This window comes from Methanosarcina barkeri 3, assembly GCF_000970305.1.
In the GTDB taxonomy this organism is placed as follows: Archaea; Halobacteriota; Methanosarcinia; order Methanosarcinales; family Methanosarcinaceae; genus Methanosarcina; species Methanosarcina barkeri_A.
In genome coordinates, this window is record NZ_CP009517.1 from 3307488 (window position 1) to 3331939 (window position 24452).

At 39.1% G+C, this 24452-nt stretch carries 21 protein-coding genes; 11 read left to right on the forward strand and 10 right to left on the reverse strand.

The window, feature by feature from the left end; all coding sequences use genetic code 11:
• Positions 1 to 499: 499 nt before the first annotated feature.
• Positions 500 to 1060, forward strand: coding sequence for a metallophosphoesterase (locus MSBR3_RS13435; protein WP_048108756.1), 561 nt, complete (start codon positions 500 to 502; stop codon positions 1058 to 1060).
• A 148-nt stretch (positions 1061 to 1208) separates the two neighbouring features.
• On the opposite strand, the gene MSBR3_RS13440 is transcribed toward MSBR3_RS13435, so the two are convergent.
• The 3 genes from MSBR3_RS13440 to MSBR3_RS13445 all read right to left on the reverse strand — a co-directional run bounded on the left by MSBR3_RS13440 (position 1209) and on the right by MSBR3_RS13445 (position 2940).
• Positions 1209 to 1430, reverse strand: a complete 222-nt coding sequence (locus tag MSBR3_RS13440; protein WP_048108757.1) for a hypothetical protein — start codon at positions 1428 to 1430, stop codon at positions 1209 to 1211.
• Positions 1431 to 1711: 281 nt separating this feature from the next.
• Complete coding sequence (locus MSBR3_RS20435) at positions 1712 to 1855, reverse strand: dsRNA-binding motif domain-containing protein (RefSeq protein WP_155396824.1); 144 nt, start codon at positions 1853 to 1855, stop codon at positions 1712 to 1714.
• 245 nt (positions 1856 to 2100) lie between these two features.
• Positions 2101 to 2940, reverse strand: a complete 840-nt coding sequence (locus tag MSBR3_RS13445; RefSeq protein WP_048108758.1) for a class I SAM-dependent methyltransferase — start codon at positions 2938 to 2940, stop codon at positions 2101 to 2103.
• Positions 2941 to 3508: 568 nt separating this feature from the next.
• Here MSBR3_RS13445 and MSBR3_RS13450 point away from each other — a divergent pair.
• The 5 genes from MSBR3_RS13450 to MSBR3_RS13470 all read left to right on the forward strand — a co-directional run bounded on the left by MSBR3_RS13450 (position 3509) and on the right by MSBR3_RS13470 (position 8783).
• Positions 3509 to 5083: an ABC transporter substrate-binding protein gene (locus tag MSBR3_RS13450; RefSeq protein WP_048108759.1), complete on the forward strand. Its 1575-nt coding sequence runs from the start codon at positions 3509 to 3511 to the stop codon at positions 5081 to 5083.
• 65 nt (positions 5084 to 5148) lie between these two features.
• Positions 5149 to 6162: a nickel ABC transporter permease gene (gene nikB, locus MSBR3_RS13455; RefSeq protein WP_230627486.1), complete on the forward strand. Its 1014-nt coding sequence runs from the start codon at positions 5149 to 5151 to the stop codon at positions 6160 to 6162.
• Entirely contained in the window at positions 6146 to 7045 is a 900-nt protein-coding gene (gene nikC / locus MSBR3_RS13460) for a nickel ABC transporter permease subunit NikC (protein ID WP_048108760.1), read from the forward strand. Before nikB ends, nikC begins: the two co-directional genes overlap by 17 nt.
• Positions 7042 to 8085, forward strand: coding sequence for an ABC transporter ATP-binding protein (locus MSBR3_RS13465; protein ID WP_048108761.1), 1044 nt, complete (start codon positions 7042 to 7044; stop codon positions 8083 to 8085). Before nikC ends, MSBR3_RS13465 begins: the two co-directional genes overlap by 4 nt.
• A 2-nt stretch (positions 8086 to 8087) precedes the next feature.
• Positions 8088 to 8783 (forward strand): ATP-binding cassette domain-containing protein, encoded by a 696-nt coding sequence (locus MSBR3_RS13470; RefSeq protein ID WP_230628035.1) that lies wholly within the window; start codon positions 8088 to 8090, stop codon positions 8781 to 8783.
• Between the two features lie 309 nt (positions 8784 to 9092).
• Here the strand turns inward: MSBR3_RS13470 and MSBR3_RS13480 are convergent, their stop codons facing one another.
• From MSBR3_RS13480 to MSBR3_RS13490, 4 genes are all read right to left on the reverse strand, one after another.
• Positions 9093 to 10022: a YcdB/YcdC domain-containing protein gene (locus tag MSBR3_RS13480; protein WP_230627488.1), complete on the reverse strand. Its 930-nt coding sequence runs from the start codon at positions 10020 to 10022 to the stop codon at positions 9093 to 9095.
• Positions 10019 to 10192, reverse strand: coding sequence for a hypothetical protein (locus tag MSBR3_RS20440; protein ID WP_155396825.1), 174 nt, complete (start codon positions 10190 to 10192; stop codon positions 10019 to 10021). Before MSBR3_RS20440 ends, MSBR3_RS13480 begins: the two co-directional genes overlap by 4 nt.
• Positions 10193 to 10417: 225 nt before the next feature.
• Positions 10418 to 10987, reverse strand: a complete 570-nt coding sequence (locus MSBR3_RS13485; protein ID WP_048108764.1) for an RPA family protein — start codon at positions 10985 to 10987, stop codon at positions 10418 to 10420.
• The gene (locus MSBR3_RS13490; protein WP_048108765.1) at positions 10988 to 12259 is read right to left on the reverse strand and encodes a replication protein A; all 1272 of its coding nucleotides are present in this window, start codon (positions 12257 to 12259) and stop codon (positions 10988 to 10990) included.
• Positions 12260 to 13562: 1303 nt separating this feature from the next.
• On the opposite strand from MSBR3_RS13490, the gene glmU (MSBR3_RS13495) reads away from it, so the two are divergent.
• From glmU (MSBR3_RS13495) to glmU (MSBR3_RS13510), 4 genes are all read left to right on the forward strand, one after another.
• A complete protein-coding gene (gene glmU, locus MSBR3_RS13495; RefSeq protein ID WP_048108766.1) occupies positions 13563 to 14780 on the forward strand; it encodes a bifunctional sugar-1-phosphate nucleotidylyltransferase/acetyltransferase in 1218 nt (405 codons plus the stop codon).
• Positions 14781 to 14797: 17 nt separating this feature from the next.
• Positions 14798 to 16651 carry a glutamine--fructose-6-phosphate transaminase (isomerizing) gene (gene glmS / locus MSBR3_RS13500; protein WP_048108767.1) on the forward strand — a complete coding sequence of 618 codons (1854 nt, stop codon included), beginning with the start codon at positions 14798 to 14800 and terminating at the stop codon, positions 16649 to 16651.
• A 76-nt stretch (positions 16652 to 16727) separates the two neighbouring features.
• On the forward strand, positions 16728 to 18032 hold the full coding sequence (glmM, locus tag MSBR3_RS13505; RefSeq protein WP_048110535.1) for a phosphoglucosamine mutase: 1305 nt from the start codon (positions 16728 to 16730) through the stop codon (positions 18030 to 18032).
• Positions 18029 to 19222, forward strand: coding sequence for a bifunctional sugar-1-phosphate nucleotidylyltransferase/acetyltransferase (gene glmU / locus MSBR3_RS13510; RefSeq protein WP_048108768.1), 1194 nt, complete (start codon positions 18029 to 18031; stop codon positions 19220 to 19222). Before glmM ends, glmU (MSBR3_RS13510) begins: the two co-directional genes overlap by 4 nt.
• Before the next feature lie 255 nt (positions 19223 to 19477).
• Here glmU (MSBR3_RS13510) and MSBR3_RS13515 read toward each other — a convergent pair whose 3' ends face one another.
• Positions 19478 to 20041, reverse strand: a complete 564-nt coding sequence (locus MSBR3_RS13515; RefSeq protein ID WP_048108769.1) for a UPF0228 family protein — start codon at positions 20039 to 20041, stop codon at positions 19478 to 19480.
• A 1141-nt stretch (positions 20042 to 21182) separates the two neighbouring features.
• Here MSBR3_RS13515 and MSBR3_RS13520 point away from each other — a divergent pair.
• Entirely contained in the window at positions 21183 to 22640 is a 1458-nt protein-coding gene (locus tag MSBR3_RS13520) for a right-handed parallel beta-helix repeat-containing protein (protein ID WP_230627490.1), read from the forward strand.
• Positions 22641 to 22830: 190 nt separating this feature from the next.
• On the opposite strand, the gene MSBR3_RS13525 is transcribed toward MSBR3_RS13520, so the two are convergent.
• Both MSBR3_RS13525 and MSBR3_RS13530 read right to left on the reverse strand, forming a co-directional pair.
• Positions 22831 to 23364 (reverse strand): hypothetical protein, encoded by a 534-nt coding sequence (locus tag MSBR3_RS13525; protein ID WP_048108770.1) that lies wholly within the window; start codon positions 23362 to 23364, stop codon positions 22831 to 22833.
• A gap of 627 nt (positions 23365 to 23991) precedes the next feature.
• Positions 23992 to 24447, reverse strand: coding sequence for a YqaA family protein (locus MSBR3_RS13530; RefSeq protein ID WP_048108771.1), 456 nt, complete (start codon positions 24445 to 24447; stop codon positions 23992 to 23994).
• Between the last annotated feature and the right edge of the window lie 5 nt (positions 24448 to 24452).

The following is a 24452-nucleotide window of genomic DNA, read 5'->3' on the forward strand; positions in this document are numbered from 1 at the left end:
ATGATTTAGATATAACTTCCAATATAGTTAGGAATGATTCAGATATAATATCAAGGGGTTTTTGTTACCAGAAATGATTATGGTAAATGGAACTACAGATAAATTCCTAAACTGAAAACATGAAGATAATTTCGAAAAACATCAATTTCGACAGGTTATTTATATTTGGTACATAAACAATTATTAGAAGTTAAGTTTATCAAAATACTCTGAAGTTATATTTTTATCATTCCCAAACACGAATGAAATACCTGAATGAAGAAATGACTTTTATCCCTGCTTTTTCGAACGATTTTCACTCAAGCCTTTTTTGAAAAGGCTTGCAGTGAACCAATTGTCACACCATTGCTCAGTGTTTTTGCTCAAGCCTTTATTAAAAAGGCTTGCAGTGAACCAATTGTCACGCCATTGCTCGGCGTTTTCGCTCAAGCCTTTTTTGAAAAGGCTTGCAGCACAGATTTAACTTTAAAGGGCATATTTTATAATAAGGAGATTACTTATGAAGATGATTGTACTTTCCGATACTCATATGAAAACCGGAGAAATTCCCCAACAACTTCAAACGCTGCTTGAAGAATGTGACCTTATAGTCCATGCAGGAGATTTCAGTACCGTAAAAGCCTATAACGCCTTCAACGCAAGCGGCAAATTAAAAGCCGTTTTTGGAAATGATGACACTTCCGAACTCAAAAAACTCCTTCCAGAAAGACTGACATTCGAAGTTGAAGGTGTAAAAATCGGAGTTGTACATGAAGGAGGGCTTTCGGTTACCGATACAACTGCACAGGGTTACCTCGCAAAAGAGATGGGGGTAAATATTCTGATTTTCGGTCATTTGCATCGGCCATTGATAGAGAAAAACGATGTTGTGCTTGTTTGTCCTGGCTCTCCTACCAGACCCAGGATGTCAAACCCAAGTGTTGTAGAACTTATAATAGAAAAAGGAAGTATTAATGGCAGAATAATAACTCTTGAGGGAGCTACCTGTGATTATATAAAGTTTCGGGATTCCCTGAAGAAGGGTGAGCAGGAAAAAAACCGAAACGAAAAAAATGCTTAAGCGTCTGAAACTGGCATAGATTACATGCAAGGATTCACAATCTGGACTACCTGTAGAATTACCCCTGACCAGTAGTTTATTTACTGCTTAAATTCGGTACATTCCTTGCTAAGCAGGGTCAGGGAAATTCAATTTTTGCAAGCCCTATTTACAGTGTTTCCAATTTGAACATAACACCTGTGCCCTGAAGGCTCAGGTATACTTTATCCCCAAATTCGAGAATTGTCTCAACATTAACATTGCTATTCCAGTTGTACACAAAATCATAGCTGCCTTTCATAGGCTCGAAACCCAGAGACATCAACCGCTGGTTTACTTCCGACGGACGAGCTCCTTCACTGCTGAACCAGACCAGAAGATAGGTTTTCACAGGATCATCTCACATATTTTTAAATTATTTTACTAGTTAAATAATTTTACTCCGAAATTTTACTCAAACACAAATTATTCATTTTATACCATGTCTCTTTTATTTATGTATATTTTGCCTTTTCTGGCTCTGAGACCTTTGAAAATATCAATATTTATAAAATGTAAAAAAGTTTTTAAATTAAATAGAAGGGCTCCAACGTGACACTTGCCATTCTTTATGGATAAAATGATTTTCAGTTCAAAAGCTCATTGGTTTTTATAAGGAAATTGTGAAGATATTCACAAAAAAGTAGAGCTGTTCACTATGCTTTCGATGTATGCAGTTACTGTAAATGTCTTGTCTTCAGGAGGCCCGTCCGCTTTCACAACTTCTGACTCGGTTTCTCTTCCGTTTTTACACAGAGAGGACCAAACTTTTGCCATCTACACCAACCTGATCCACAATTAAAGAGTAGTTTTACCCAGTACTCATGAAGTTCTGTCAAATCTACGAGGAATGGACAAGTTATAAATTTGATTTATGTTGGAAATGATTTTTATTCCCCTTAGACCTGATAGTGCTACTCTGAAATACGTAAAAAGCCTCAAAAAATTGTGTTCAAGCTTAAACAGAAACGTGTGTTTTCTAGAGGAAGTAGCGGTTCGTTAAGATCCCCGATATCCTCAGTTTATTTTTCCCACCACATTTTTACTCTGGTGGACCATCCTCTTTGAATAAGATTCCCGTTGTCTACCTCAAGAATACCTTTCAGATAGGACCTGAGAACGGTCTCCTGGGTACTTGAGGTTACATTATAATACGACTTGAAATCCTCAACTGCTTCTTCAAAAGTTGCATACCTGTGGACGTGCTCGAAAGGGAAAACTTTGACATTTGGGTAGATTCCCATACTGTAGAGCACATTGTAGAGAACATCGCATTTCGGGGCTGGCTGATACTCATATCCGTGAAGGAAAGGCCAGAGTCTCCGAGAATGCATATCCCATGAAGTTTCTCCCGCAAACCAGTACAGATAAACATACCTTGAAGAAGCATCTATCATCTTTTGAACTGAAGTCCGTATGTCTTTCATGCCCAAGGAATAAGAAGCAAAAACCACATCATAAGGAGCAGAAAGATCGGATTCGACATCAATGGCTTCCCAATCTTTGTGTACACAGTTGATGTTCTTGATTCCGTACTCTTCAATATTTTCCTTCATGACGCTCATCATGCCGTCAGAAGGTTCAACAGCAGTTACATGAGCTACCTGCTGTGCAATCGGAATTGCAAGGGTACCGGGCCCTGACCCTATATCAAGGACTCTGGAGTCAGAAGAGAGTTTCATGCCCTTAATCCTCTTTTCGGTTATTGTCTTTGCGTTATTATCCTGAAACATCTTCCAGAAGCGTCTGGCCCTTTCCTTATTGTGCCATATAGCTGAACAATCTACATTTTTGTTCGATTGTAACTCTCTTTCCAACGTCCCTTTCCAGACTTCATTCCAGTCAATATTACATGGGTCCATATTATCAGCTCAAACTATTTGCACATGCAATTACTCGAAATTACCAATATATGTTACAAAAGCGAATACAAATATGAATATATATACTTTGTTAAATGGTAAAACAATTGTATCAGAGCTGATAATCAACGGAGTTACATTTGTTGAACTCTAATTGACAGTACGGAAAAATTGGAGATTTTCTGCAATTGACTGCAAGTGAAGTAACAAACCACTGATTTTACTATCTGAGCACAATATTTTTATCCCGATTTTTGAGATAATTGAGAATTTGGTTTATTTGTTCACGCTTTCAACAAGGTAATATCTCTGTTAACAATGTTTACATTTAGTTTTATAAGAAAACTTTTTTATTTAACTAAGTATTACAATAATTTATTAAACTCACATTTATTATAATAATTTACTCACAATAAAAAGATAATAGAAACATATCCATCTTTCTAGCCTACATAGCATTTAAGTTAATTTTTAGTTTCGAGATAAATCGTGTCCTTCGATTTTTCCTCGAGGGAGCCTCTTTAAAAGTCCTTTTAGAAGTCCTTTTAGCTGAATTGAGGATTATTTTATGGATCGAAATTTCAAGCCTATTTTACTAACCTGCATGCTGCTTGCAGTAATTGGTGCAAGCGCCTGCATAAGCGGAGAAAACGATGAAACTGCCAAAGGAGACAGTTTCGTGGAAAACTCTCAGGACCTTATTGTGGGCATAAGTTCAGACGTTAACAACTGGTATCTTGACAAGTTTGCGGATGGTGATGCCAGGTTTGTGTGGTCTCAGGTCTATGAAACCCTTGTAAGGCTTGACTCTAACCTGAATATTATCCCGGGACTTGCCGAGTCATGGGAAACGCCTGACAACGGGACGACATGGATCTTCCACCTACGCAAGAATGTGACCTTCCATGACGGTACGCCTTTTAACGCAGATTCGGTTGTGTTTTCTTACTCTGACAAATCCTATGTGAGACAGGCAGTACTGAAACCGATTAAAAGTATAGAGGCTCTTGATAACTATACCGTGAAATTTGTTCTCCAAAAACCCATGCCTCTACCTTTTTACCTGACTCATGTAGCCTGGCCCATAATGGGGCCTGGTTGTCTTGATAAAGCAGGAAATTTCATCAAACCGGTAGGGACAGGACCATTTAAGTTTGAATCGCAGAAAAAAGATCAGGAAATAGTGCTTATAAGAAATGATGCTTACTGGGGAAATAAGTCTCTGCTTAATAAAGTTAGTTTTAAAATCATCCCTGATCCTTCTACGCAAGTTATGGCGTTTGAGAACGGAGAACTGGATATGATTATCAAGGTTCCAGAGTATGATGTCAAGAGGCTCGAAGCCAAAAAAAGTATCCAGGTTCAAAAGAAGCTAAGTACTTTTACGGATTTCCTGCAATTCAATTGCGATAAAACTCCTTTTAACGATACAAAAGTACGCCAGAGTGTTGCCTACGCAATAGATACCAAAGCCTTAGTGAACGATATCCTTAACGGCGTTGGAAAACCGGCAGAAGGAAGACCGTATTCTCCCAACATGATGTACTCTGAACCTGACCTGAAAACATATTCGCAAGACCTTGATAAATCAAAGGCTCTACTTAAAGAAGCAGGATGGGAAGATTCCAATAGGGATGGAATTCTTGAAAAAGATGGAAGTCCCTTGAATTGTACCTTGCTTGTTAGTAAGGGTGCATGGGCAGCCAGGCATACTCTTATGGCTCAGGTTGCGCAGGAAGATCTCAGAAAAATAGGAATGAATGTGGAAATTCAAGTACTTGATGAGGGAGCGATCAGTAAACTAGAAGGTATGGGAAACTTTGGCATGATACTCAGAACTGGCTATTTTGTCTGGGGTCCCTATCCAAAACACTTCTTTATTCACCATTCCAAAAGTCCTTACTCTCACTACCACAATGAAACCTATGACCAGCTTGTAGATGCAGCAGATTCGACCATAGATCCGCAGAAGCAGAAAGAACTCTATTACGCTCTACAAAATTTTGTAATAAAAGAAGTCCCTGCTTTCTATCTTGTACATGAAGAAAAGGTAGTAGCAACCGGGCCTTCGGTAAAAGGTTTTGTGATAACAGCAGAAGATCCCTGGCTGGACCTCTCTGGAGTTTATCTTGAAAGAAAGTAAATTAAAACAAGGTTCCGAAAGGACAGAACATTAGAAACTTCACAAACGGGAAGATAAACCTTAAAATGGAATATCTGAAAGCATCAGAAGTTAAGAGACCGATATCAGAAAACGACAGAAACATAAGAAGAATATCTATGTGGAAGTACATTGCAAATCGCTTGGTCATGGTATTAATAGTAATAGCAGGGGTTACTCTTGTTTCTTTTTTTGCCATGTACCTTGCGCCAGGAGATCCTGCTGAGCTCATAGCTCTTGAGAGATATGGACAGGATCTTGATAAAAGCCAGATTGAATCCGTCAGGGAAGCAGAAGGACTTGATGCTCCTGTTTATTTCCAGTACTTTATATGGCTGGATCATCTCTTGCATCTTGATCTTGGAAGATCTATTATAACCTCTGATGATGTCCTTGAAGAAATACTCTTGAAGTTGCCGGCAACTATAGAACTTACAGTTGCCGGCTTATTAATCTCTCTCCTAATCGCCTTACCTATAGGAGTTCTGAGCGCTTTTCAGAAAAATATTCTGCTTGACAATTGTTGCGCGTTTTTTTCCTTGATAGGCATTTCTATCCCTAACTTCTGGCTTGGAATTCTTCTGATCTGGCTTTTTTCCCTGACTCTTCATATTTTCCCTAGTTATGGGTATGGAAGCCTGAGTCACCTTGCTCTTCCTGCTCTAACCCTTGGAATTTCAATGTCTTCAATTACGGCCAGACTTACCCGAGCTAGTCTTATGGAGGTGATGGAGAAAGAATATATTTTGGCTGCACGTGCCAGAGGGTTTGATGAGTATACTGTCGTTTTACGGCATGCACTGAAAAATGCCTTACTCCCAGTTGTTACATTTGCAGGAATGCAGTTGGGTTATCTTCTTGGAGGAGCTGTTATTGTGGAAACAATTTTCTCCTGGCCAGGTATCGGAAAACTTCTTGTTGATTCGATCTTTGCAAGAGACTTTTCTATGGTTCAGGGCTGTGTTCTTTTTATCGCAGTGCTCTTTTCTCTTTCCAGCCTTGCAGTAGATATATTGTATGCAGTGCTTGACCCGAGAATCAGGTATGACATGTATGAGTGAAAATATAAAAATGACTGAAAAACTTTCTATGAATGAAAAAAAGCTAAGTCTATGGAGGTTTGGAAAAAACAGACTTGCACTCTTTGGAATTTTGTTTATTGCTATCCTATGTTTTCTGGCCCTATTTGCTCCCTATATCTCTCCAAATGATCCTTTTGTCCAGAAACTTGACAAACGACTTCTTGGCCCGTGCCATGAATTCCCTTTAGGAACTGATGAATTTGGGCGCTGCACCTTTTCAAGAGTAATTTATGGCACACGCATTTCTCTCGGCATTGGAATTCTCGTTGTTGCAGCTACATCCATTGCAGGTACCTCTCTTGGGTTGCTTTCAGGGTATAAAGGAGGCTTGTTTGATGAAATCCTTATGAGAGGTGTAGACGTGATGCTGGCTTTCCCCAATATCATTCTTGCCCTTATGATAGCAGGACTGCTTGGGCCGGGGTTTTTAAGTGTCGTCCTTTCCTTATCCCTTACTCAATGGCCTGTTTATGCAAGGCTTGTACGCGGACAGGTTCTCTCTTTAAAAAAGAGAGATTTTGTGGAAGCGGCAAGGGCTCTTAGACCCTCAAATTTCTACATCATGCGAAAACATATACTTCCAAACTGCATGGAACCTGTAATCGTTCTTGGGACTCTTGAGATTGCCCATGTAATAATCTTTGCCTCTGCTCTAAGTTTTCTAGGACTTGGAATCCAGCCTCCTACACCTGAGTGGGGCTCTATGCTCAAATCCGGAATTCCATACCTGCGCACATATCCTCACCTTTGTTTTATTCCGGGTCTCATGATTATGCTTACAGTTTTTGCTTTCAATTTTGCAGCAGACGGATTAAGAGCCAGCTTGGGACAGTATACTAAACAGGAGGTGCTGGATAGATGAGAATTTCTTCCCCCTCCACTCAACTTCTTTCAGTAGAAAAATTGAACGTTTCTTTCAAAACCCCAAAGGGCCTTGTAAAAGCAAACGAAAACATTTCCTTTGAGATCAAAGAAGGAGAGATTTTTGGGCTTATTGGAGAAACAGGCTGTGGGAAAACTACCCTTGGAAAAGCACTTTTAAGGCTGCTCTCAAATAATGCAAGGACAGAAGGGAGAATCGTTTACAGGGGTAAGAATATTTTAAGTCTGTCTGAAAAAGAAATGAGAAATTTAAGAGGAAAGGAAATAGGGATCATGCTACAGGATCCTTCAATCTGTTTTAACCCAGTACTCTCTGTAGGTAGTCAAATTGCTGAAATTTATCGATACCATGAAGGCATGAAAAAAAAAGATGCAGAAAAGAAGGCTTCAGAGATGCTTGAGCTTGTTGGAATAGATTCTTCAAGAAAGTCTGAGTATCCTCACCAGTTCAGTGGTGGGATGCTGCAGAGGGTTATGATGGTAGTAGCGCTTGCTCTCAAGCCAAGACTTCTTATTGCAGACGAACCTACAAAGGGGCTTGATCCTGATATAAAATTGCAAATTCTTGAAATAATTGCCAGGCTTGTCAGGAAGGAAAACTCTTCCATGCTCTTAATTACTCATGATCTGGACGTCTCTACTAAACTTACAGATAGGACTGCAGTGATGTATGCTGGAGAAATCGTTGAAATCGGGAAAACGGCAACGGTCATCTCCGATCCAAAACACCCTTATACTTTTGCACTACTGCATTCGCTTCCAGAAAAAGGGCTAATGAACGTTTCAGGTCAGTCTCCAAGTCTGATCTTCCCTCCTTCCGGTTGTAGGTACCATCCCCGATGTAGTAACCAGCTGGTAGACTGCTCAAAGACCCACCCAACTCTATTGGAACATGTAGATGATCATTTTGCTCGCTGCTTATTTTCTGAAAAAAATAGTAAGAATGTAAAAAGAGAACCACATTTGATCCCAGATACTCCTTCTCCTGGGTGTGCGGAGGTGGGCATACGGCATTGTTAGAAGTGAAAGATCTGAAAAAGCATTATTATTCCGGGCTTTTCCAGATTAAGGTTAACAAGGCCGTTGATGGAGTAAGTTTCAGGATAGAAAAAGGGAAGACTCTAGGTCTTGTTGGAAAAAGTGGTTGTGGGAAATCCACACTTGGAAGAACAGTGTTAAGATTGCTTGAACCGACAGAAGGTAGCATTATCTTTGATGGTAAGGATATTTCAGGACTTAAAGGCCACTCTTTAAAATACCTGGGAACCAGAATGCAGATTATTTTTCAAAACCCTGAATCATGCTTGAACCCGAAGATGAAAGTTTATGATATAATTGCAGAACCTTTAAGGCTTCACAGGCTTTGCGCTAAAGACAAAGAATTGGAGAGGATAAAGGAACTTATTGAAATTGTTTCCCTTAATGAAGAGCTTCTTTTTCGCTATCCCAAAGAGCTAAGTGGAGGTCAGCTTCAGAGAGTTGCAATTGCAAGAATCCTTAGCATGAAACCGGAATTAATAGTAGCGGATGAGCCTACTTCGATGCTAGATCCACTTGTCCAAGCTCAAATTCTTTCGCTTCTTAAGGGACTGCAAATCAAGTTCAAGATAAGTTTTCTGTTTATCTCCCACGATATTAAGGTTGTTGAATGGATGAGTGACGAGATTGCCTTTATGGAGAAAGGAAAAATTGTTAATTTTAAAACAGTGTCACGTTAACCCTCAAAGACAAAAGAATTCTGAACCATTTTAAGTAATTATATAGGACATTTTAATGCTGACGAGATAGTATTACTGAAGGATTTTTCCCTGCGAGCTATTGAATTCCCTTTGCAGATTATTTCTTTGAAAGTTGAGTTAAGAGAAAAAAACATAAAATACCTGAAAAGAGACAGGTGAAAGGAAAAGAGACAGGTGAAAGGAAAAGGGACAGGTGAAAGGAAAAGAAAAAGGAACAAAAGTTCCTTGAGAATAAATAATTACGTACTTTTATGCAAAGAGGAATGGAAAGTTAGAACTCTTTCGAACTTAGTCTCTGTAATAATTAAACAGCAACATTTCTCCTGAATGTGCGTCAATCCATACTGAAGCAGGATAGGTATCGTCCTTTGCAAAACTTGAATCCATGAATCGGATCCACCATGCCAGATGAATTTTATCTTCATCGTCCTCTTTCCAGACAAGGTTTGACGAAATAACTTTTACGGTATTTGCTTTTTCTTCTCCTATAGACGGTTCGTTACTCATGTATTCTTTGAGAATCTCAACTGCTTTTTCATCCGTAACGCCTGGTTTCGTATCAATGAGTGCTAGTTCTTCCTCATCCATAGACCATCTTTTACGATAGCTTGAAACTTCGCCTGTTTCTGCATTAACATCAAGCAGTATTCCATCGGAAAGAGAAGGTATTCCCCTGATAACTCTTGCGTAACTTACATGATAATTTCCTGGCAGATCATCAGCAGGAGGTTCTATGTAGTTTACATATTCAAGCTCAATATCATTAATTTTATCCGCTGAAACCCTGGATTCGATATATTCTTCTGCTATTTTCAGAGCATCATCTTTACTTACACTGTCTTTGCCCTGTACATTCTTTCCCTGTACATTTTTCGATCCATCGTATACAAAAAGTTGCTCTCCATTAGAGGCATTTATTCCTGTTAAGATGCTTTTTCCATTAGTTGTTTTTGAGCTTATTTGCCAGATTATCCCAAAATTTTCATCATCAATCAGTTCTCCATGGACAGACTCATTGATTACTTCCGGATTTTCTGATATTATCTTGTTTTTTGCATCCTCAAAACTAATATTTACGTTTGCAGTTGACGGATCAAGGTATTTTGTTTGCTTTGCATCTTCTTTCGTAAATATTATTCTCCCCTCTTCAGAAGCAAAAGCCACAAATATTGCACTTGCCAGTACCAGACCCAATATACAAATTTGACTAAGTTTCATGATCTTTTCTCCCTTGGTCTTAAACACAAGTTTGAATTTCCTATAAATCTGTTATTGGCAACATCTGCTGCATTTCCAAACTCCTCTTCTACTTCTCCTGCTGCATAGTTGGCTGCTTCAAACATAGTTGGCTGCTTCAGAAAAACAGTGACATCGGTGAAAGTAGCCATATAATTCCTTTAAAGGAAAATAACAACCCTAAACAATTTAGTTTGAGCAGAAGTTAATAACCGAAAATGGAATTGATAATAATGGAATTGATAATTATACTATCATCAATGGTTACCGGGGAAGTTTTCATCCATGCAGTAGGCTAGCGTGGTATTCGAATAAAATAAAAAGATTAAGGGGCATTCATCCCCCGATTTAGACAGTATGACTTTACTCGTTTTGATTTATTCTCTTTCTTTGAGGGACTCAAGAGCCTTTTTGACTATTTCACGGTAGTAACCGGTATCAGTTGAGTAGTGTTCTTTTGCAAGTTTTGAGTTTTGGTCTTCCTCTGCCTCAATTGTCCTTATCCTTTCAAGTGTCTGCTTTGCAGTATCGAGCACCCAGAGATTCCGGGTAAGTTCATCTACCTGCTGAATAGATTCGGGACGGATAGAAGTCAGGACATTTCCGTCATCTGTGGTATATGTACTGGTTTTGCCCACAACTGCTACAAAAGCCGGTAATTCACACTCAGCAAGGAACTGAGCTGCTTCGGGCTGGTACTGTCCGGCATAGACCAGGAAAGAACCTGTAGGATCTGAAACCCTCCCTCTCCAGTACTCGGAATCAGTGCCGATGTCTTCCTTTTCGATAAGTGTGCCAACAAGGAAGATGCGGTTTACTTTAGCTCCAGTGGGCGTCAGGACGTACTGTGGAGCATACTGATCACTTTCGTCCCTTGAAGTCAGGTTCGAATCCTTCAGTTCCTGGGCAAAAACTCTGCGGGCAGCTTCTCTGAAAAAGCCTGGCATTTACTGCACCTCCAGCTTCGTAAATGTTTCATTAAGCGAAAGCATCTCATCAAGCATCTCTTTATCCAGAGAAGTCTTGGGAGTAATGGAATCCACAAGGATGTAGCGATCAAGCTTGTGCCCGGTTACGGTATAGTACCTGCCTACCAACTCATGTTTTATAGTATCCAGCACTACCCCGGGATCGAGAGCGTCAGCAGCCATTGCAATTGCAGTATCGAGAGAAAGTCCTGCAAGCTCCTCAGTAAGTTCTCTATTAATCAGAACATCCTGAGTGGAAGTTCCGGAGTCCAAAACCGCTTTTATCCTCAGGTCGTATTCTCCTTTTACTTTCCCGTGCTCCGGACAGGCGCCTTTAACCAGGGCCCTTTTACACTCGGGACAACGCTTTATGAGGCCCGAACCGGTCTGGATGTCAACCATTGCTCCGAAGTATGTAGAAGTTGAGGACCCGACTTTGATATCTTCATCAAGTTCTTCTATGGAACTTGACCGGTTAAGCTGGAGCTGGATCTTACCGCCCCATTCGTTGACAACCACATTTTTCAACACATAGCTCTTACCCTCTTCCATATCCGGAAGTTCGGAACTAGCCCAGTTAGTGAATTTGATAACCCCTGTGGGATCCCCTATAAGCCCTGCCTGCTCAATCGATTCATGAGAGTTTTCCCAGAGCTGAACTACTTTTCCTTTGACTGTAGCCCACTGGCCTCCAGAAAGGTCGGAAATATTCCTGAGTTCGGATTCTCTTGCAGCCGGTGTGAAGTCACCGCCTCCGACTCCAATGGCTTCATCCAGTTTTTCTATAGAAGTATTCTTATTAAGCTGAACCTGGAATCTGCCATTGTACTCTCCTACAACAACGCTCCTGAAGAGATAACTCTCTCCCTGTTCAAGCTCAGGCAGTTCGGCATTTTTCCATTCGGTAAACTTTATAATTCCGGTTTCATCTCCCAGTAATCCTACCTGAGAGATGGACTCATGAGTGTTTTCCCAGAGCTGGACAACCTTTGCCTTAAGATTTGCCCACTGTCCATTTTCCGAAATATCCATAATCTTAGTAAGCTGCGGCTCAGCCTGCCTGGTGTAAAATTCATTCTTAGGAATAGCATATTTCTTCAAAAAGTAATTGGTCACGCTGCGCTGAGCTTCGTTTGAAGGAACTTTAAATTTCGTAATCAGTTCATCAAGTCTGCTTTCGATATCCTCTACAGGTACATCGATGCCAAGTTTTAAAAATCGATCTCGAATAGATTGGGCTGTTTGTTTCATTCTTCCTACCTCAAGCCTCTTGTTTATCTTGTATTGTGTAGAGAGGCGTTTTAAACTACAACGCCACAACATATAAAGTTAAGGAAAGCAGATTGAAAGTATTCGCATCAAGGCCGGCATTCGGTATATGGTAAACCTCCTCTTAAAGACTGAGAGACCATAAGAAATTGGCCCTAGAGACTCAATCCGATGCATAGGAAAAACTATTATTTTGAGACTGTTTTTAAATTCCCGATGCATAATTCCTGCTTCCTGCTTGAGCTCAATTTTGAAGTTACTTCAGTTTATCATTAAATTTTTTTTAAGAGACTATGTGCGCATACTATACTTAAACTTATTTGCCCAAAAATTTTGTATCATACAAAGAACTAACCCGTTTTTTAAAAAATTAAAAATATACCGATTTTTATAAATTATTCTTCAGTGGACCTTATCAAAATGCCCATAAAGACTTATAAATATTTTTTGTTTTTGAGATAAGTCCTGTAAAGGTCAGATTCATTAATATATTTCTATTAATATGTTTCATTTAACCGTGTTGCTTCAAGAGTAGGTTACAGGTTTGTTTTGAACACCTGCTATTTATACAGATAAGCAATTCCATAACTAAAATCAAATTGTTCATTGGTGCCTTATTCTTTATGGATCAAAGTGGTTCTATCTCCGTTCTTGAAGTCTCCAAGCTCCATGAAACTAAGGTAACGTTGATCACCTCCTTTGTACAATGGAGTATTGAGTTTAAATGAATAGTATGGAAGTAAATATTCAGGCCTGGCCAAAAAGTGAGTATCCTTAAACGATTCCCAGAACTTCAGTATTATTTGAAGCCTTTTGTTTGTGATTATATAGAAAATTAAGGAAGCATCCAGAAAAGTATTAAGAGGTAGATTAAATTTTCCATAAATTGCGGCAACTACTTCTTAAATATATGACAGTGAATTAAAACTTCCAATGGAAAGAATTTATCAAGAATTGTCCAGATTCTCAAGGGTTAGGAAGCATAAGGCATAAAAAGTAGGAAATACATACCGGAGTTATAAAATAAATAAGTTTTGGCACTTTCAAAAAGATAAAACGGCTATAAAAAATAGTACATAGGATAGAATTCTTTCGGAATCCCCGGATTTATGGTATTGAGTTGTTTATCTATAGGAAAAACTTATTTCCTAATTATATAGGGATTACTTTTTTATTGTTAGTTGTCCCTTGTAAAGACAGAATACTCTAGATATATTTAGGTATGGTTATTTTGTTTAAAACTTTCGAAGGTAATGTATAAATTCTAAAAAAGGTTCTTTAAATTATGAAAGCTATTATCCTTGCAGCAGGAGAAGGGCTGCGCTGCAGGCCTCTTACTCTAACTCGTTCAAAAGTAATGCTTCCTATAGCCAACAGGCCTATTTTAGAGCATGTAATAGGTTCGCTTGAAAAAAATGGAATAACTGATATTATACTAGTTGTTGGATATAAAAAAGAACGCATAATGGACTATTTCGAAGACGGGCTAAACTTCGGAGTAAAAATAAAGTACGTTGAACAGAGAGCTCAGCTAGGTACTGCACATGCAATTGAGCAGGCAAAAAAGTGGATTGACCCCGAGGATTCAGTATTTCTCGTGCTCAATGGAGACAACCTGGTAGAACCGAAAACTATAGCAGATCTTTTGAATAATTATGAAGGGGACGCAAGCCTTCTAACTGTTCGGATGGAAGAGACTGCAGGCTATGGTGTGGTTCTTAAAGAGAAAGAAAGAGTAACAAAAATTCTGGAAAAAAGACCTGGAGACCTGAGCCGTATTGTGAATACCGGAATTTATATTTTTACGCCAAATGTCTTTGAAACCATCGAAAAAACTCCGATATCTGAAAATGGAGAGTATGCAATAACCGATACCCTCCAGCTTATGATTGACGAAGGAAAAATCGTTACTTCCGTTTCTACCGAATCAAAGTGGCTTGATGCTGTCCATTCCTGGGATCTGTTAAAAGCTAATGCCACAGTCTTAAACTCAGACAGGAACCTGAAGCTTGAAGGAGAAATTGAAGATGGAGTTTTCCTCAGTGGAAAGGTGGCAGTAGGAAAAAATACCAGGATTCGTTCAGGCACTTACATTGTAGGCCCTGTAGTCATAGGGGAAAACTGTGATATCGGCCCCAATGTAGTTATTCTGCCCTCCACAACAATAGGAGACAATGTATCGATCAGGTCATTTACCGAAATACAGAACAGCATAATAATGAATGACTGCAGGATATACTCACATGGACGGATCTCTAACTCCATAATTGGAAGCAACAATACAATTGGTTCAGGTTTCTTTGTTGAAGAAAAAGAAGGTCTATCGATCATAATGAACGGAACCGTTCATCGAGCTCCCAAACTCGGTACCATCTTCGGAGACGACAACCGGATTGGGAATAGCGTACTTGTGAAAGCAGGAGTGACAATAGCTGTTGACTGCCAGGTTGAATCTGGAAATACTATATATAAGGACCTGTCCCGTCATTCGGTTGTTCTTTAACCCTTAAAGGTGGAAAAATGTGTGGAATTGTAGGATATGCAGGAGAAAACTCTGCTGCATCTGTTATCATAGAATCTCTCAAAAAACTCGAGTATCGTGGATATGACTCTGCTGGAATTTCGATTCTGAACAACGGAATTGATACTTATAAGTCAGTAGGTAAAATTGTAAATCTTGAAGCCACGATTCCAGACGGAACAAGTGGCAACATCGGAATAGGGCACACTCGCTGGGCAACCCACGGACGACCCAGCACAACAAATGCTCATCCGCATACCTCCGGAAACCCATGTAAGATCTCGGTTGTACATAACGGAATTATAGAGAACTACATGGCATTGAAAGAACAACTGACTGCAGAAGGATATGAATTTAAATCGGAAACTGATACCGAAGTGGTCGCACACCTCCTGCATAAGCACATATACGGTCAGCCCGATGGAAGAGAAGTAAAATGTGAACTTCTTACAGGACTGCGGGAAGCGCTAAAAGAGATAGAAGGTTCTTATGCCCTTGCAGTTCTCTGTGCTGACGAACAGGGAAAACTCGTGCTTGCTCGAAAAGACAGCCCACTTGTTATAGGACTCGGCAAAGGAGAGAACTTTGCCGCATCGGATGTAACTGCTTTTTTGAATTATACAAGGGACGTAATTTTCGTAAATGACCTTGAAACTGCAATTCTTACCCCTACCAGTGTAGAGATCTTTGACAGAGAAGGAAAAGTCTGCGAAAAGAGAATAGAAAAAATTGAGTGGGACTTTGAAGCTGCTGAGAAAGCCGGTTACGAACACTTCATGCTTAAGGAGATCCACGAGCAGGTGAGTGCAATTCATAATACACTTGCAGGTAAAGTCTCGGAACTTGAAGGAACAATAGATCTCAAAGAACTAAGTATGACCGACGAGGAGATCAGGAAACTTTCAAGAGTCCAGATTCTGGCATGTGGAACCTCCTGGCATGCAGGACTGCTTGGGAAATATCTTTTTGAGCAGCTTGCAGGAATTCATTGCGATATAGACATCTGCTCGGAGTACAGGTACAGAAGCCCGGTTATAAGTGATGGAACTATTGCCATTGCAATTACCCAATCTGGAGAGACTGCAGATACTCTAGCGGCTGTTAGGGAAATAATGTCTTACAATTGCCCCACGCTAGCAATCACAAATGTTGTGGGAAGCACCATTACAAGAGAAGCTAATAGTGTGCTCTATACCAGAGCAGGGCCTGAAATTGGAGTTGCTGCGACCAAGACTTTCAGTACCCAGCTTACGCTTCTTTATATTCTCGCCGTAAAATTTGCCCTGGCAAGAGGCAAGCTAAGTCCTAATTACGTTAAAGGATTCATCACGGGTTTAAGAAAAGTACCAGGTCAGATTCAGCAGATTCTTAACCAGAAAGAAGCAGTGAAGGAATGTGCAGAGAATTTTGCTCATGCAGAGAACTACTTCTTCCTCGGCAGGCACTTTAACTATCCTATTGCCCTCGAAGGAGCTCTCAAACTAAAAGAAATTTCATATTTGCATGCAGAGGGTTTTGCCGCAGGCGAACTTAAACATGGGCCGATTGCGCTGCTTGAGAAAGGAACGCCTGTAGTTACCATTGCAACAAGAGGGCAGACTTACGATAAGGTGCTGAGCAATATAAAAGAAGTAAAAGCCAGGGATGCAACGGTTATCGCAGTGGCTGATAACAAAGACACCGAGATCGGAAAGTATGCGGATGTTGTCCTTACAATTCCTCAAACTAGCGAACTGCTATCTCCGCTGCTCAGTGTTGTAGTCCTTCAACTGCTTGCTTACTATACTGCCCTTGCTCGTGGATGTTCGATTGACAAACCGCGTAATCTTGCAAAAAGTGTCACTGTAGAATAACGGAAAGACTAAAAATTTAAAATCAAAATTAAGAGAATTCAAGAAAACATACTTCAGGAAATTGGGATTGGGACATATGAAACTCTTCGGATCTTCAGGAATAAGAGGGATAGCAAATAAAGAAATTACGCCCGAACTTGCGCTTAAGGTAGGGCTTGTATTGGGAAGCCGGAAAAAAACTGCGGTTATCGGGAGAGACCCTAGAGTTTCAGCCCCTATGATCGAACATGCTCTGATTGCTGGACTGACGGCTACAGGCTGTGCTGTTACAGAAATAGGCCTGGTATCTACTCCAACCCTTGCATATGCAACCAGAGAATACGAATGCGGTGTAATGGTTACAGCCTCCCATAATCCCTCAGAGTATGTAGGGATCAAACTCTGGAACCCTGATGGCATGGCCTTTGACTCGGCACAGCAGGAAGAGATAGAAAAAGCAATTGAAGATGAGGACTTTTCCATGGTTCCCTGGAACCTGATAGGCAAGTTCGAAGAAGACGGAAGTGCTATTCGGGCCCATATGAACATGATCAAAAAGCTTGTCGAAGGTTCCAGCCTGAAAGTTGTACTTGACTGCGGGTGCGGAGCAGGAGGGACAATTAGCCCTTATCTTCTTCAGGAACTGGGCTGTGAGGTAATAACCCTGAATGCTCAGCCTGATGGTCATTTCCCTGCGAGAAACCCTGAACCAAACGATGAAAACCTTTCCATGCTCAAAAAAGCTGTTGTGGATTTCGGAGCTGATCTCGGAATCGCACACGATGGTGACGCGGATCGGATGATGGCTGTGGACGAGAAAGGCAATTTTGTTTCAGGAGACGAAATGCTTGCAATTTTCGGGCTGTATGAATGTAATGGTAAGAAAGGAACAGTCGTCGTGCCTGTGGATACTTCAATGATGGTTGATGATTCCCTTAAGGGTTCGGAAATTGTGAGAACAAGAGTTGGAGACGTTTACGTTGCAGAGGGCATAAAACAGTGCAGTGCTATCTATGGAGGCGAGCCATCAGGAAGCTGGATATTCCCGAAGATTTCCTACTGCCCGGATGGAATTTACGCAGCTGCAAAACTTGTTGAGATTGTCAAGAAAAAGAAATTAAGCGAGCTTCGAGAAGAACTTCCCAGGTATGCCACAAAAAGAGGAGCTTTTCCCTGTGCAAATGACAAAAAGGCAGAGTTTATGGGAAAAATTAAGGCCAAACTCGAGCCTTTGGGAAAGGTACTTGACATCGACGGAATTCGCGTGGAAATGAACAATGGCTGGGTACTCGTCCGCCCCTCGGGGACGGAAGCAAAAGTTAGAATTACAGCTGAAGCCCGGGAAAATGTTGATGAGATTTTCGAGATGGCTGAAAAGATAGCAAAGGAGGCACTTAAATGAAAGCGGTTGTCCTTGTGGCAGGCAAAGGCACAAGGATGGAACCTCTAACTTCCGGCTGTTCCAAAGTTATGCTCCAGGTCGCAAATAAACCAATCCTCGAACATATTCTCAATTCAGCCATAGAAGCAGGCATTGAAGGCTTTGTCTTCATTACCGGTTATCTCGAAGAACAGATAAAAGAGTACTTCGGGGACGGAAGCAAATGGGGAGTAAGCATAGAGTACGTGCAGCAGAAAGAGCAGCTAGGAACTGCAAATGCAATAGGCTGTGCAAAAGGCTATGTTGATGGGGCTTTCCTTGTACTTAACGGGGATATGCTCATAGGCCAGGAGGACTTAAAAGCCCTTATCTCAAGGACAGAGGAAGCTGTCATCTGCGTAAAAGAAGTAGAAAACCCGTCGGATTTCGGGGTACTTGAAACCGATGATAGTAGAGTTGTCAGGATAATAGAAAAACCTAAAAACCCTCCTACTAACCTTGCAAACGCCGGAATATATCTCTTCAGGCAATCCATTTTTGACTTTATTGACAGAACCCGGGCCTCAGTGAGAAATGAATTTGAGATTACGGACTCCATCCAGATGCTGATCGACAGTGGAGCAGCTGTGGGTTACAGCCCTCTCGAAGGCAGATGGATAGATATAGGGTACCCATGGGATCTCCTGAAAGCAAATGAATACCTCCTGAAAGGCCTTGAGGGCAGCTGCGAAGGTACCGTGGAACCGAACGCTACCGTAAGAGGAGCGGTTGTAATCGGGAAAGGCACTCTTATCAGGAACGGTTCTTATATCGAAGGTCCGGTAATAATAGGAGAAAACTGCGATATCGGGCCTAACTGTTTTATTCGTCCTTCCACCGCAATAGGGAATCATGTAAGAGTTGGAAATGCCGTAGAAATAAAAAATACGATTATTATGAAGGACACTCATGTGGGTCACCTGAGTTATGTAGGAGACAGTGTTATCGGGCACCGCTGCAACTTTGGAGCTGGTACCAAGGTTGCAAACCTCCGCCATGACGGAAAAAACATAAAAGTAATGATAAAAAACAGGATTCTTGACTCGGGCAGGAGAAAACTCGGGGTGATTATGGGAGATGACGTGCATACAGGTATCAATACAAGTATAAATATCGGCACGATAATGGAAAAAGGAAGATATACATATCCTGGAGAGGTTGTCAAGCATTAACCCTTGATACTAAATAGATTTATTGTAACTATTCAGCTACCAAAAAGCTTATTGATATTCGATTGATATCGATTATGATAAAAAGAGAACTGACATTAGGACAAAAATATAATCAAGCACTAAGTAAAATAAATTTCATTTTTTGGATTTGTATATCTAATATCAATAACGATGGCTATTGATGTATTTTGTCCAGGCTGAATAGTTACGATTCAATGCATTGTTACTTTTGCAATGAATTATTATTGTGGAATTTTAGTATTCAAAATGTGAAAGAAATACATTCAAAACTTTCTCATTTGTTTCAAGCCCATTTTTGATCCTAATTGCATCTCCTTCCGAAATCCAATCAGTTGATCCGTCTCCAATACGAATATAACACAAGATAGACTGTTTTAATTGAAGATTATTTTTTTTCAACATTGCGATAAATTTTTTATCTGCTATGAACTCTTCGGGTAATATAATTATGTTATAGTTTTCTTTTCTGATTTCAACTTCAAAAGTCAAATTTTCATCTTTCTTCAGCTCATTTATTATATCGGTTTTTTTATCTTGGTCTACAGTTATGTAGTATCTTCTTAGCATATCCTTGGAGTCGTAATCTATGGTATAGTTCTCAGTTATGTTGTAATTATCAAGAATGGCATTAACTTCTGGCTCAGTAGTTCCGTTTTCAAATTGGATATATATACCACTTACCTGCGGTTCTTGAGTTTGTTTTTTCATATCAATTGAAGTTTTTATACATAGTCCAAGCAGTATTGCAAGAATCAGAAAAAAGGCAAAAGCAGCTATTGTATTACTACTTTTACTCATATTATTCACCTCAAAAAATGAGGAGTTTTAACTCCTCACATATATGCGATCAGCTTCAGAACCAAGTGTTTTCCAATAAGCCATACCTAACGACGTATAGTAAGGGTCACCTATACGCAAATATTACCACTTTGTTTATATCTACGACAAACTCTGGCATGAGTTCCAGTTCCACTCCTGAAAGGTCTATAATTGTTAATTTCAGAAACAGCTTTGTAAAAGTCAAGAAAGTACATTTGAACTCTATAAATTCCTTAGTATTAGTTCATTATAAGTCTTATGTCCAAATTATCTAACAATATAATTTTCGAACTAATTTTAAGTTTTAAATTGTTATTTGATGTCTGAATATTAGATGATTTAGCTATAAAGTATATCTAGTTTATATATGAGAGAATTGCCTTTAGTCATACTTTACTTCATCCAAAATTATCCAGCCTATATTCCGTAGTATTCTTTCAAAAATAAATAATTTCCCTGATAGCATTTTTGAAATATAAGTAATATACTTAATGACACTTGGTGAAAATTAAATAAATTTTTTTATTCTCTAATTCACCAGTGAGAAGACAATTCAACTAACATCTTCGAAAATTAAGTTTGAATATTTTTTCAATGGTTTTCGTTATTTACAGTTTTTAAATTCCTACTAATTATATGCAAAAATTTATTAAAAAGTATACAAAAAATTAATAAATATAGAAAGATATTTAGCAAACTATAAAAATTTTTATTAATGTGCCATAGTGTTACCTGATAAATATTTATTTGTAAAAAAATAATTAGGAACGTTATGATTAATACCAATGATTTCGATGTTAAAACCAGAATTAGGAATCTTTTTATTAAAGAGTTGCCTTATTCTTAAAAATATTTTTACGTATTTACTCTTTATGATTTCAGAAATGCATTTGTGTATTTAAAGCCTTTAAGTTCTGAAAATATATAATATTTGCAATAACTTACCCGCGATATCTGAAAAGCTAATTTAGCGAGCTAAATTCTAGCAAATAATCCTAAAATTTGAGGAGGTGTGGATACGCTACTGTATAAAAATTTAACTGCCAAAGACAATAATATATTTTGTTCTGACCACCTTCAGCCGATGTCGATGTTAAAACGAGAATTAATGATATTTTTATTGGTAAATTTCCTTCTTCTTGCAAGCGTTTCTACAGCTTTATGTGCAACTAGCTCATCAATAGTATATGTTGCGGGGGATGGCACTGGAAAATATAATTGCGATGGAAAAGACGATCATGTACAGATAAATCAGGCCCTTAAGTTTGTGGCAAGTAACTCCAAATATACCACTGTCCACCTTAAAGGTCCTTTTACATATGTTATTGACGATACTCTTCTCATTGGCAGCAATACTATTCTTGAAGGGGATTCAAGTGCTGTGATCAAACTTGCTAATAATGCAGGCTGGGTTGCAATGAAACCCTTGATCAAGCAGATGAGTAGTTCTGGTAATAGTAACATTGTAGTAAGAGGTTTCAAGGTTAATGGAAACCGTAAAGGCAATTCAAAAGTTTCTTTGGGTGACGGGCACTATAATATAATGTACTTCACTAACTGCAACAACATAAAAGTATACAATATGTATATGTATGATGGTCTCGGCGATGGGCTGAGGGCAAATTCCTGTAAAAACATCCAATTTTATAACAACAAGTTATACAAAATGGGGCACGACGGTCTGTTTGCTATTAGCAGTCAGTATGTACAAGCCTGGAAAAACAGGATAACCTGCAGGACTAACAGCGGTCTTAGAATCTGGAACTCAAACCACGTAAAATTCCATGATAATGTGATTGATTCTTTCTACGACTGGAGCGCAGGCGGTCCAGGAATTCAAATCGAAAAAGGCGGGACTGATACAGGCACTATGGATAGTATTAGTATCTACAATAATGTTATCCATAACACCTATGGTCCTGGGATCTGGATTTTCAATTATGATACCGCTTCTGCTACTAAAGATCTTGGAAAAAATGTTCGTATTCACAATAATGTCTTTTACAGAACAGGCACCAATCCTAGCATTACCTGGGTCGGCGGTGTCATAATTAGCGGATTTCATAATACTTACATTGAAAACAATGTCTTTGACGGCATATATCATGTAGCTATTGCCAATTTGTATCCGGAAAATTATTCACCAAGTTACACGTCAAAATCCGTATATGCAATAATTGCCCGTAACAATATAATCGTAAACACCCTGAAACGTAAAAAGAGTCCGGGTGGGACAGGGTATGGTGTGATGAATTATCTCGCCAGTAAAAACCATAAAATATATTTGCAATATAACTGCCTCTACAACAACGCAGTAGGAAATTATAAAAGTTGTACCTCGAAAACTGACATCCATGTAAATCCACTATTTGCGAGCCAGACAAAACATGATTACCATCTGAAATCAACAACTGGAAGATGGAATGGAAAAACCTGGGTTAAAGACACAGTAATCTCTCCCTGTATTGATGCCGGACATCCGTCTTGGAGTTACTCTCATGAACCGAAACCCAACGGAAAAAGGATTAACATAGGCAGGTACGGAAATACGATATATGCATCAAAATCAAAGAGTTAATGCGTCATATATGTATCAAAAACCTGTATAAAGAGATCTTGTAAATTTGAAAAATTTGAGAACAAACCATAAATTCTGAAAAATTATGCCCTTTTCACAGAAAGGAAAAGAGCATTTCAAATCAATAACTTCTAGAGCTTAGATTTCTAGAGCTCAAAAATTTAGTTATTATTTATTATTTATTATTTATTTACTTATAAAATGTCTTTAAAGTTGAGAGCATAAAGTTTCGGAAAAGCCCTTCGGTTTCCACCTTCAGAGAGCCGTCATTCATGCTTTTTACGGCTTCCTTTAAAGGTTCTTTTGAATCAAGCACATTTTGTATGGTTTTTTCATCGGTTTCCACTGTGATGGAAGGTCCAAACTTTGAGTTTGGGTCATCAGGAGTTTCATAACTGTAGAAATCCCTTACTTGTCCTCCTCCCATAAGTAAAGTCACGTAAAGCATCTCGCCGTTCTCAAGTTTGATTTTCCCGGCGATCTCCTCACTGGCCACCAGTCTCTGCAGAATATCAGGAACTTTATCGAAATTCTTGTTATAAAGCTCGACGTTTGCACTCAGTTCTGCAAAGAGAGCATTTTCATTAGTAGAATTCTCAGGCGCTTGATAAAGGTCAGCTTTTTTGATACTGCCTGTATTCGAAGCTGCCCCCGCTATTGGGACAAGTAAAAGCAGAATTAAAATCAAAAGACTCAAAGCTTTAGTTTTACTGCAAGGAGACATAACTGAAAATAAGAGGAAGGAATATAAAAAAGTTATTGATACAAAAATAAAAAAGATACTGATACAAAATATACTGAAGCAGGACAAAAAGCATACTGAAGCAGGACAAAAAGTATACTGAAGCAGAACAAAAAGTATACTGAAGCAGAACAAAAAGACTAGAAACAAGATGATCAGTATATAAATTGGATTCTGAACACTTTTCCCTTAATGACTTTACGAACATTAAATAGTAATCAATATATAAACATACCTTTTAGAATCTGTTCCTTTACGAATATGCCCCAAACTTAGGTAAAGCTAAATTGTGTACAAAACGAAAAAAGAAAAGAAAAGAAAAAATTAAAAAATGGAGGTTATAATTAGATATTGAGCCCGTTTTTGGAGGCCTGGAAGACAGGCAATAAAAATGAGTCAAAGCAGTAAAATCAACTAAATTTGCTTTGACAATCAAATATTGTACCATGGATTATATAAAGATATCTATTTTTCTCTTCAAGAGGGTAATTACCTTGTGAAATTATATAGAAAAAAAGAATTATATAACGGAATAAAATTAATAAAAAATTGTTTAAAGGAATGAAAATCGATAAAATAATAAGTTAGGTCTATCTCGAAAAGCCTGAATCAATTGCTAAAAAAAACTGTTAGATAAGCAATAGCAAAATAACGCCCGAATTTCCCAAGAAAAACCAGGACAGAAAAGTATCGGAAAGGAAGCTGCATAAGCCCGGCAACCATGGTAATTGCGTCTCCGATACCTGGAACCCAGGTAAAAAGAAGAGTATAAAGACCATATTTTTTAAAAAGCTTCTCGCTTTTCTCAAGCTTCTCAGGAGAAGGAGACAGAAACTTCTCAAGTACCGGACGCCCTTTTAGCCCGAGATAGTACGTTGTACACGATCCGAGATAATTGCCTGAAGTCGCCACCAGAACGACAGCAAAAGGATTAAAACCCTGATAAATAAGAGCTACTACCAGTGCTTCTGATCCTAAAGGCAAAACCGTGGAAGCCAGAAAGCTAAGGATAAAGAGGTTCAGGTACCCGTAATTGGCAATAAAAGCACTTAAAGCTTCAAGCATTCTAT